Consider the following 10074-nt stretch of genomic DNA (forward strand, 5'->3'; position numbering starts at 1 on the left):
GAGGGCCGCGTGGGGTCGGATGTAGTAATAGTCCCCGAAGGCCCCGTAGAAGTGGGGTGGGTGATCGCAGGACTTCTTGAGGTAGACTCGGGCGTTCGGGCAGGCTCGCGTGATGCGCCGGAGACAGGCGGGGCAGCTCCCGCAGGGATAGAAGTACCGGAAGACCACGCGATCCCCTTCCTCGAGGGCCTCGCCGGCAGTATCCCGCGTCACCCCCGCCCCGACGCGAAAGATGCGCCCTGTCATTTCGTGCCCCAGGATCTGGGGGTAGGGCCGCCCGAACTTCTCCACGTCGAACTCCCCGCGCCACTGGTGCAGGTCGGACCCACAGATGTTGGCTAGGGTCGTCCGGAGGACGAGCGCTCCCGGTTCCGGGTCCGGGACCGGGTACTCTCGGATCTCCATCGGCTTGCCCGTCCCAAAGAATGCGGCTACCCGCCCCATCACCGCTGTCATGGTTCCCCCCGGGTCACCCGTCCCCACGCCGCGGTCCGCGGGGCCTGCCAGTGCGGGCGTCAGAACCAGAGAGAGATTGACGTCCGTAGTACGGATGACGGCTTAGGTTCCGCTGAAAACGAAGCAGTCCACGGAAGGATCGTGGGGCCACTGCCCACTATATCGAAGGGCGCGAAACAGCCGCAAGCGAAATCTCCCGGTGATGCTGCTATACTGCGGGGACCTCGGGGGGAGCGGTGCGGCGCATCAACTGGCGGCATACGGTGGCGGCGGCAACAGGCCTTGTCCTGGCCGGGGGTCTCCTCCTCTACGCGACCATCCGCCTCCCGGTCCCCGGAGAGATCCCGATCGGGCCCCCGCGCATCTACAGCGCCCCCCTGTCCCTCGCCCCCGGCCTGCCCCTCACCCGGGAACGCCTCCTGGCTCGTCTCGTGCCGCTCGGGTATCGGACCGCGGAGGCGCTGGAGGACCCCGGGGACGTGGTGGTCGAGTCCGAGGCGGTCGAGGTCCACCTTCGCCCCTTCACGTATCCGGAGGGTCCGTTCCCCGGCGGGCCGGTCCGCCTGGAGTTCGCCGAGGGCCACCTGGTAAAGATCCGCCGGCTGCCGGAGGGGGAGGAGCTCCCCGAGCTTCGCCTCGAGCCGGAACTCCTCTCGGGTGACCCGGGGGCGGGCCTCGCCCTCGCCCGGCCGGTCCCGCTGGAGGAGGTTCCCCCGCACCTGACCGGCGCCATTCTCGCGGTGGAGGACCGGCGGTTCCTCAGCCACGGGGGGCTCGACCTCCGGGCGATCGCCCGGGCCGCCTTGGTGAACCTCCGCCACGGGGAGCTGGTGCAGGGCGGGAGCACGATCACGCAGCAGCTCGCGAAGACCCTCTACCTGACGCCCCGCCGGACGTTCTGGCGCAAGGCCCGGGAAGCGGTGCTGGCCCTTGTGCTGGAGCTCAAGTACCCGAAGGAGGCGATCCTGGAGAGCTACCTCAACGCCGTCTACTTCGGGCAGCGGGGCGGGGTCCCGATCCGGGGGATCGAGGAGGCCAGCCGGTTCTACTTCGGCGCCGGGGTCGAGCGGCTGACCCTGCCGCAGGTGGCCCTCCTGGCCGCCCTCGTCCGGGGACCGAACCTCTACTCTCCCTTCCGCGACCCCGAGCGGGCACGCGAGCGGCGGGCGTTGGTCCTGAAGCGGATGCGCGAGGAAGGCATGATCGCGGAGGAGCAGGAGGCGGCGGCCGGCGCCGCCCCCCTCGGCATCCGGGCTCCCGAGGAGGCCGAGGCTCAGGCCCCGTACTTTGTGGACTACACCCTCCAGAGGCTGGAGGAGGCGGGGGCAACGGTGGAGGCGGCTCCCGCGCAGATCTCCACGACCCTGGATCCCCTCCTCCAGCGGGCCGCCGCCGCGGCCGTGCAGCGCGCCCTCGCCCGCCTCGAGCGGCGGTACCCGCACCTCCGGCGAGAGCGCCCGGAGGACCGCCTCCAGGCGGCCCTGGTGGCCCTGGACGTCCGGACCGGGGCCGTCCTGGCGCTGGTCGGAGGGCGCGAGTACCGGGAAAGCCAGTTCAACCGGGCCGTCCAGGCGCGGCGGCAGCCGGGCTCCCTCTTCAAGCCGTTCGTCTATCTGGCCGCCCTGACCCCGGCGGAGGGGAGGTCCCCCTTCACGGGAGCCACCCTCGTGGACGACGCCCCTCTCACCCTGCTCGCCGCGGGCAAGCCCTGGTCGCCCGAGAACTACGACGGCCTCTTCCGGGGGCCGGTGACGGTGCGGACGGCTCTCGAGCAGTCCTTGAACGTACCCACGGTCCGGGTGGCCGAGGCGATCGGCCTCGGGCGCATCGTGGAGACGGCCCAGGCGGCCGGCATCACCTCGCCCCTCGCCCCGGTCCCCTCCCTCGCCCTGGGGACCTCGGAGGTGACGCTGCTCGAGGTGACAGCGGCCTACGCCACCCTGGCCGCGGGGGGACAAAGCGTCACGCCGAATCCCGTGGCGGCGGTGATCCTGGGGGGAGAAGTGTACCAGGAGGCCCTGGGACCGGGCCCGGAGGTGGTGAGCCCCCAGGTGGCGTTTATCCTCACCCACCTGCTGCGGGGGACGCTCGAGCGGGGGACGGGGGCGGAGGCTCAAGCCCTGGGCCTGAGCCGGCCGGCGGCGGGGAAGACCGGAACCACCGACGATTTTCGGGACGCCTGGTTCGTGGGATACACCCCGACGGTTGCCGTGGGGGTCTGGGTCGGGTTCGATCGCCAGGAGCCCCTGAAGCTGGGGGGCGCGGTTGCCGCGCTTCCCCTGTGGGTGGATTTCCTGGAGAATCTCCCCCAGAACGAGCCGGCAGACTTCCCGGTTCCCCCGGGTGTGAGCTTCCGGACCGTGGACCCCGGGACGGGCGGCCTCGCCACCTGGGAGTGCCCGGTGCGCGTCGAGGAGGCGTTCCTGGAGGGCACGGAACCGACGGCGGCCTGCCCGGCGCATCCGGGGGGTCTGTTCCGCTGGCTGCGGCGGGGGACCGAGGGGACCCCCGAGAATCAGCCGTAAGCCGCGGGCCCTTTTCCTTGACCCCCGGAAAGCGGCCTCCCTATACTGGCGCCTGGCACACGCGATCCCATAGGGTGATCCTCATGGCGAAGACCGCGACGCAAGGCGACGGACGGGCCACCGCCTGGGCGGCGGACCTGGAGGAATCCCTTGCCCCGTTCTGGGCAGAGGGGGGTCCGGGTCTCCTGCTGACCGCCCCGGATCGGGGGGAGCCGGGGGGCCGCCGCCGCCAGGGCCTGGTGCGGGCGGTGCGGGCCTTCGTGGAGGAACGGCGGGAGGCGATTCAGCGGAGCCACCGGGCGGGCGCCCCGGGCCTGGGCACCGTGGGGGACCTGACGGCCCTGACCGACGCGCTGTTAGCCGGTCTCTACCGCTCGGCGGAAGCGGCGGCGGCCGCCCGCTTCGGCGAGCGGGTCGGGTCCTGCACCCTGGTGGCCCTGGGGGGTTACGGGCGGCGGGAGCTCTGCCCGGCCTCCGATGTGGACATCTTGTTCCTGCACCAGGGGGAGGTAGGGCGGGCGATGCAGGCCCTCGTGCACTTCCTCCTCCACCTGCTCTGGGACGTGGGCTTCACCGTAGGCCACGCAGTCCGGACGTTAGGCGACTGCCGGAAGATGGCCGAGGAGGACCTCCGCTCCCGCACCTCCATGATGGAGGCGCGATTTCTGGCGGGGGAGCCGGCCCTGTTCGAGCGGCTCCGGAAGGTCGTGGGGGGCGCCATGGTCCGCCGGAAGGCCCAGGAATACATCCGGGCCAAGCTGGCGGAGCAGGCAGCGCGGCACGAAAAGTACGGGGGCTCCCTCCACCTGCAGGAGCCCCATATCAAGGAAGGGGTGGGGGGGCTCCGCGACGCCCACACCGCCCTCTGGGTGGCGGCAGCCCAGCACCCGGTCCGGGATCTGGACGACCTGGCCACCTGGGGGATGTTGGACCGGGAGGAGGTGAACGGCTACCGGGCCGCCATCGATTTCCTGCTCCGGGCCCGGGTCGAGCTCCACTACCTGGCGGAGACCCGGTCGGATGTCCTCCTCTTCCCGCTGCAGGTGCCCGCCGCCGCCCACCTCGGGTTCACGGATGACGGGGCCGCGCGAGGCGTCGAGCGGTTCATGCAGAGCTACTACCTGCACGCCCGCACCATTCAACAGATCTCGGCCCGGATCGTGGACCGGTGTACCGGGACCCCGTCGCGGGTCGGCGCCCGGCTTCGCCAGCTCATGGGGAGGGACCTGGGGGATGGGTTCACCGAGATCGGCCGGGAGATCCATGTCCTGCCCCGCCACCAGGAGCTGTTCGCCGAGGACCCGGTGCGCCTCCTGAAGGCCTTCTGGTACGTGCAGCAGACCGGGTTCGCCCTCAGTCAGGGGTCGCGGGACCTCATCCGGGCCAACCTCCACCGGATCGACGATGCGGTCCGGCGCAGCAACCGGGCGCTGGGATTCTTCCTGGCCATCCTGCGGGAGCGGACCGGGGTGGCCGGCATCCTGCGGCAGATGCACGAGAGCGGGGTGCTCGGGGCCTACATCCCCGAGTGGGGGAAGCTCACCTGCCTGGTCCAGCACGACCTGTACCACAAGTACACGGTGGACGTGCACACGCTGCTGGCCCTGGGGCATCTGGAGGAGCTCGACCGGGCGGAGACCACCCATGCGGAGGAGTTCCGGGCCATTCTGGCCAGCCTCACCCGACCGGAGGTCCTGAAGCTGGCTGTCCTCCTCCACGATATCGGGAAGGGGGAGGGGCCCGGCCACGTTCCCACGGGCCGCCGGCTGGCGGTCCAGATTCTGGAACGGATGGGGCTCGCCCCGGAGGAGGTGGTCCAGGTCGAGTTCCTGGTGGCCAACCACCTGGTGATGGCCCACCTCTCGCAACGCCGCGACCTCTCGGACGAGCGGATGGTGCTCGAGTTCGCCCGACAGGTGAAGACCATTCCCCTCTTGCAAATGCTCTACCTCCTCACGTACCTGGACATCCGGGCGGTGGGCCCGGACGTCTGGACCGAGTGGAAGGGCGCGCTCCTCTGGGAGCTCTACGTGAAGACCCACACCATCCTGACCCGGGGGATCGCCGAGGGGGTGGATGACGCCGCGCGGGCCGCGGAGGTGCGGGCGGCCCTCCTCCGGGAGCTTCAGGCCGAGTTTCCCGCCGCCGCCATCCAGGCGCACCTGGAGAAGGCACCGGTCCGCTATCTCCTGAGTACCCCGGCGGCCCGAGTGGCCCAACACCTCCGCTTCATCCAGCAGGTCGAGGGGGGATCGGAGGTGGCCTGGCAGTGGGCGGCCTACCCGATGGCGGGGCACGCGGAGGTCGCAGTCTGCGCGTACGGGAAGCCGGGGCGGTTCGCCCGGATTGTGGGCAGCCTGACCGCCAACGGCATGAACATCCTGAGCGCCGCGATCTCCACGCTAGCCGACGGACTGGTCATCCGCCACTTCCAGGTGGACGACGGCCGGGGCGCGGCGATTGGGGAGCCCGCCGCCTGGGCGCGCTTCGGCGCGGACCTGGAGCGGGTCCTCGAGGACGCGGTGGACGTCCGGGAGCTGATCCTGGCCCGGCGGCGCGACGTCCTGCGGCGCCCGGCCTATAAGGGGGCAGTGCCCCCGCCAACCCGGGTTGAGTTTGACAACGTCGTCTCCGAGAGCCACACGGTCCTGGACGTGCGGACGGCCGACCGCCTGGGGCTCCTCTATGTGATCTCCAGCGTGCTGAACGAATTGGGGGTGGATCTCAGCCTCGCGAAGATCACCACCGAGGCAGATCGGGCGGTGGACGTCTTTTACGTCACGGAGGCGGATGGTTCGAAGGTTGCCGAGGGGCCGCGGATGGAAGAGATCCGGCGACGCCTCACGGATGCCATCTCCGAGGGGATCGGGTAGGGCCGGGCCAACTGACGTCGCGCTCACGTCGCCTCCGGCCGCCTCCTCCCTCGGGATTCGTGATGCTCGTCACTTGGCCCGACACTCCGACCGTCGCATGAGCATGCAGGACAAGTTGTCGGGGTCGAGCTAGGGGATGGCCGCCATGGGGATCACGGGGACGACGCGGCTCTGCTTCGTCCTGGGGCACCCCGTCGCCCACTCCCTGTCCCCCGCCATGCACAATGCCGGTTTCGCCGCCCTGGGCCTCCCCTTCGTCTACCTGCCCTGGGCGGTCCCGCCAGAGGGGCTGGCCGCGGCCGCGGCGGCCTTCCGGGCGATGGAAAACTTCGCGGGGGCCAATGTGACCGTTCCCCACAAGGAGCGGATCCGTGGCTTCCTGGACGCCCTGTCGCCCGAGGCCGAAGCCGTCGGAGCGGCCAACACTATCGTCCCCCGCGACGGCCGCCTGGTCGGGCACAACACGGACGGGGGGGGCTTTATCTCCTCCCTGCGGGAAGAGAAGGGCGTGGACCCGCGCGGCGCCCGGGTGCTCCTGATCGGGGCAGGGGGCGGGGCGAAAGGTGTCGCCTACGCGCTCGCGGCCCACGGAGCGGCAGAGATCACGGTCGCCAACCGGTCTGCGGGCCGGGCCGAAGGCCTGGTTGGAGGTCTGGCCACGCAGTTTCCCGGGTGTCAATTTTTGGCACTCGCCTTGCAATCCCCCAAGCTGGCTGAGGCCGTCAGATCGGCAGATGTCCTGATTAACGCCACATCGGTCGGCCTCATCCCGGGCGAGGCCCTCCCCTTGGATCTGGAGGGGTTGAGGCCCAAGACCCTCGTCTGTGACGTAATCTACCGGCCCCCCGAGACTGCCCTCTTGCGGGCCGCGCGGGAACGGGGGTGCCGGGTGCTGAACGGGCTCGGCATGCTCCTGCACCAGGGGGCCGCCGCGTTCCAGCTCTTTACGGGGGAGGCGCCCCCCCTGGACGCCATGCGCGCAGGCCTCGCGCGGGGCCTCGCCGGCTCTTGACAGGGGGGGAACCGCGGGGCAGATAATGCCCGCCCCCGCGGTGCCTGCCCGGCCCTCACCCGCCGGAGAATCGCCGGAGGTCTTCCGTCCATGGCCACGGCAGCGAGCCGCCTCGGGGAGATGTTGGTCAAGGCCAGCCTGATCACCGAGGACCAGCTCAGGAAGGCCCTCCACCAGCAGGAAAGCCAGGGGGGCCGGCTCGGCACCAACCTCGTGAAGCTCGGGTTCATCAGCGAAGACGACATCACCTCCTTCCTCAGCAAGCAGTACGGCGTCCCCTCCATCAACCTCTCCCACTTCGAGATCGACGCCTCCGTCATCAAGCTGATCTCCTCCGAGATCGCCCAGAAGCACATGGTTGTCCCGATCAACCGGACGGGGAGCGTGCTGACGGTCGCGATGGCCGACCCCTCCAACATCTTCACGATCGACGACATCAAGTTCATGACCGGCTTCAAGGTGGAGCCGGTGGTGGCGGCCGAGTCCTCCATCAAGAACGCCATCAACAAGTACTACGACTCCGCGGGGCTGGTGCAGGACCTCATGAAGGACTTCGACGACCGGGACGTGAGCGCGGTCGGCGAGGGAGACGACCAGGTCAACGTCGCCGAGCTCGAGAAGGCAACCGAGGACGCGCCGGTCGTCAAGCTGGTCAACCTGATCCTCACCGACGCCATCAAGAAGGGGGCCTCCGACATCCACGTCGAGCCCTACGAGAAGTCGTTCCGGGTCCGGTACCGGATCGACGGCGTCATGTACGAGGTGATGCAGCCCCCGATGAAGCTCCGCGCCGCCATCACCTCCCGCCTGAAGATCATGTCCCAGCTGGACATCGCCGAGCGGCGCCTGCCCCAGGACGGCCGCATCAAGATCAAGATGGGGCCGCGGGAGATGGACTTCCGCGTCTCCTCCCTCCCCACCATCTTCGGGGAGAAGGTGGTGCTCCGGCTCCTGGACAAGTCCAACCTGCAGCTGGACATGGCCCGGCTGGGTTTCGACCCGAAGGCCCAGGAGGACTTCGAGAAGGCCATCCTCGCGCCGTACGGCATGGTTTTGGTGACCGGCCCCACCGGCTCCGGGAAGACCACGACCCTCTACTCCGCCCTCCACCGCCTCAACACCAATGAGACCAACATCATGACCGCCGAAGACCCGGTGGAGTACAACCTCCCGGGCATCAACCAGGTTCAGATGAAGGCGGAGATTGGCCTGAACTTCGCAGCGGCCCTCCGGGCGTTCCTCCGCCAGGACCCGAACATCATCATGGTCGGTGAGATCCGGGATTACGAGACCGCAGAGATCGGCATCAAGGCGGCCCTCACCGGCCACCTCGTCCTCTCCACGCTGCACACCAACGACGCGCCCAGCACGGTCAGCCGGCTGCTGAACATGGGGGTGGAGCCGTTCCTGGTGGCCGCCTCCACCAACCTGATCCTCGCCCAGCGCCTCTGCCGGAAGATCTGCAGCTCCTGCCGGGAGGAGGTCCCGCTCCCCCGCAGCGCCCTGGTGGACATCGGCTTCTCCGCGGAGGAGGCCAAGGGCGTCAAGACCTTCAAGGGGAAGGGGTGCATGGCCTGCAGCGAGACCGGCTACAAGGGGCGGGTGGCGCTCTACGAGGTCATGCTCATCACCGAACAGGTCAAGGAGGCCGTGCTCCAGGGGGCCTCCGCCGCGGAGCTCCGGGAGCTGGCCCGGGGGAACGGGATGAAGACCTTGCGGGAGGCCGGGCTGCAGAAGATCCGCGAGGGGATCACCACGATCCAGGAAGTCATGCGGGTCAGCAGCGGGTCGTAGCGGAGAGGGAAGGGGAAACCGCCCGGCGCCCGCGGCCGGGAGAAACCCGTACGCCAGGGAAGGGGACCAGACGGATGGCGAACCTCCACGAGTTACTGAAGGAGCTGGTGTCCAAGGGGGCCTCGGATCTCCACATCACCACGGGGATCCCCCCCATGATCCGGCTCCACGGCCTGGTGATGCCGATCGGCACCCAACCGCTGGCGGCGGCCGAGACGAAGGCGCTCGCCTACAGCATGCTCACCGATGCCCAGAAGCACAAGTTCGAGGAGAACAAGGAGCTGGACTTCTCCTTCGGGGTGAAGGGGCTCGCCCGCTTCCGCGCCAACGTCTTCGTACAGCGGGGGGCGGTGGCCGTCGCCATCCGGACCATCCCACACAAGATCTACACCTTCCAGGAGCTGGGGTTGCCCAAGGTGGTGGAGGACCTCTGCAACAAGCCCAAGGGCCTCGTGCTGGTGACGGGACCGACGGGGTCCGGGAAGTCCACCACGCTGGCCACGATGGTTGACAAGATCAACAGCGAGAAGCAGGAGCACATCCTGACCATCGAGGACCCCATCGAATTCGTCCACCAGCACAAGAAGTGCATCGTGAACCAGCGCGAGCTGCACGCCGACACCTACTCCTTCAAGAACGCCCTCAAGTCCGTCCTCCGGGAGGATCCCGATAAGATCCTCATCGGGGAGATGCGGGACCTGGAGACCATCGAGGCGGCCCTCGTCATCGCCGAAACCGGGCATCTGGTCTTCGCCACCCTCCACACGAACTCGGCCGAGCAGACCATCAATCGAATCATTGACGTGTTCCCGGCTCACCAGCAGCCGCAGGTGCGCGCGCAGCTCTCCTTCGTCCTGGAGGGGGTCCTGTGCCAGACGCTCATGCCGAAGGCGAGCGGCCAGGGGCGGGTCCTCGTGCTGGAGGTCATGGTCCCCAACGCGGCGATCCGGAACCTCATCCGGGAAGACAAGGTCCACCAGATTTATTCCACCATGCAGACGGGGCAGGAGAAGTTCGGGATGCAGACCATGAACCAGGCCCTCCTGGACCACGTTCAGAAGCGGAACATCACGACGGAACAGGCCATGGCGGCCTCCACGCGTCCCGACGAGCTGATGCAGATGATCCAACGGGGCCAACCCGGCGCCCTGGCCGGGGCCCGACGGTAGGCTGACGCGCCCCAGCGGGGGCGTGGGGAGAGGAGCGGACCATGGCGATGTTCGCCTACGTGGGACGGACCCGGGGTGGCCAGACCATCTCGGGGGAGATGGACGCCCCCAACCGGGACGCGGTCGTCGTCCAGCTCCGGAAGCAGCAGATCCTGGCGACCTCGGTCAAGCAGAAGGCCAAAGACATCCAATTCAGCCTTCCCGGATTCGGGGGGGGCGTCAATGACAAGGACATCGCCGTCTTC

7 protein-coding genes are annotated in these 10074 nt (G+C 69.2%); 6 read left to right on the forward strand and 1 reads right to left on the reverse strand.

Annotated features, from left to right (window positions below; genetic code table 11):
* Positions 1-456: alcohol dehydrogenase catalytic domain-containing protein (locus VGT06_08875; protein HEV8663235.1), on the reverse strand; the 456-nt coding region annotated here is incomplete at its 3' end.
* A 236-nt stretch (positions 457-692) separates the two neighbouring features.
* Between VGT06_08875 and VGT06_08880 the strand changes: the two genes are divergently transcribed.
* The 6 genes from VGT06_08880 to VGT06_08905 form a co-directional block, all read left to right on the forward strand.
* A complete protein-coding gene (locus VGT06_08880) occupies positions 693-2981 on the forward strand; it encodes a PBP1A family penicillin-binding protein (GenBank protein ID HEV8663236.1) in 2289 nt (762 codons plus the stop codon).
* Positions 2982-3064: 83 nt separating this feature from the next.
* Positions 3065-5854, forward strand: coding sequence for a [protein-PII] uridylyltransferase (gene glnD, locus VGT06_08885; GenBank protein HEV8663237.1), 2790 nt, complete (start codon positions 3065-3067; stop codon positions 5852-5854).
* A gap of 145 nt (positions 5855-5999) precedes the next feature.
* Positions 6000-6866, forward strand: a complete 867-nt coding sequence (locus VGT06_08890; GenBank protein HEV8663238.1) for a shikimate dehydrogenase — start codon at positions 6000-6002, stop codon at positions 6864-6866.
* Positions 6867-6956: 90 nt separating this feature from the next.
* Positions 6957-8660, forward strand: coding sequence for a type IV-A pilus assembly ATPase PilB (gene pilB, locus VGT06_08895; protein ID HEV8663239.1), 1704 nt, complete (start codon positions 6957-6959; stop codon positions 8658-8660).
* Between the two features lie 74 nt (positions 8661-8734).
* Positions 8735-9829 carry a type IV pilus twitching motility protein PilT gene (locus VGT06_08900; GenBank protein ID HEV8663240.1) on the forward strand — a complete coding sequence of 365 codons (1095 nt, stop codon included), beginning with the start codon at positions 8735-8737 and terminating at the stop codon, positions 9827-9829.
* Positions 9830-9870: 41 nt separating this feature from the next.
* Positions 9871-10074, forward strand: a 204-nt coding sequence (locus tag VGT06_08905; protein ID HEV8663241.1) for a type II secretion system F family protein, incomplete at its 3' end; no start/stop codon positions are given.

This window comes from Candidatus Methylomirabilis sp., assembly GCA_036000645.1.
Classification (GTDB): domain Bacteria; phylum Methylomirabilota; class Methylomirabilia; order Methylomirabilales; family JACPAU01; genus JACPAU01.

Bases quoted from the DNA above. Each gene is read 5' to 3' on its own strand.
- VGT06_08890 (HEV8663238.1), top strand. From the start codon at position 6,000: ATGGGGATCACGGGGACGACGCGGCTCTGCTTCGTCCTGGGGCACCCC.
- glnD (HEV8663237.1), top strand. From the start codon at position 3,065: ATGGCGAAGACCGCGACGCAAGGCGACGGACGGGCCACCGCCTGGGCG.
- VGT06_08900 (HEV8663240.1), top strand. From the start codon at position 8,735: ATGGCGAACCTCCACGAGTTACTGAAGGAGCTGGTGTCCAAGGGGGCC.
- pilB (HEV8663239.1), top strand. From the start codon at position 6,957: ATGGCCACGGCAGCGAGCCGCCTCGGGGAGATGTTGGTCAAGGCCAGC.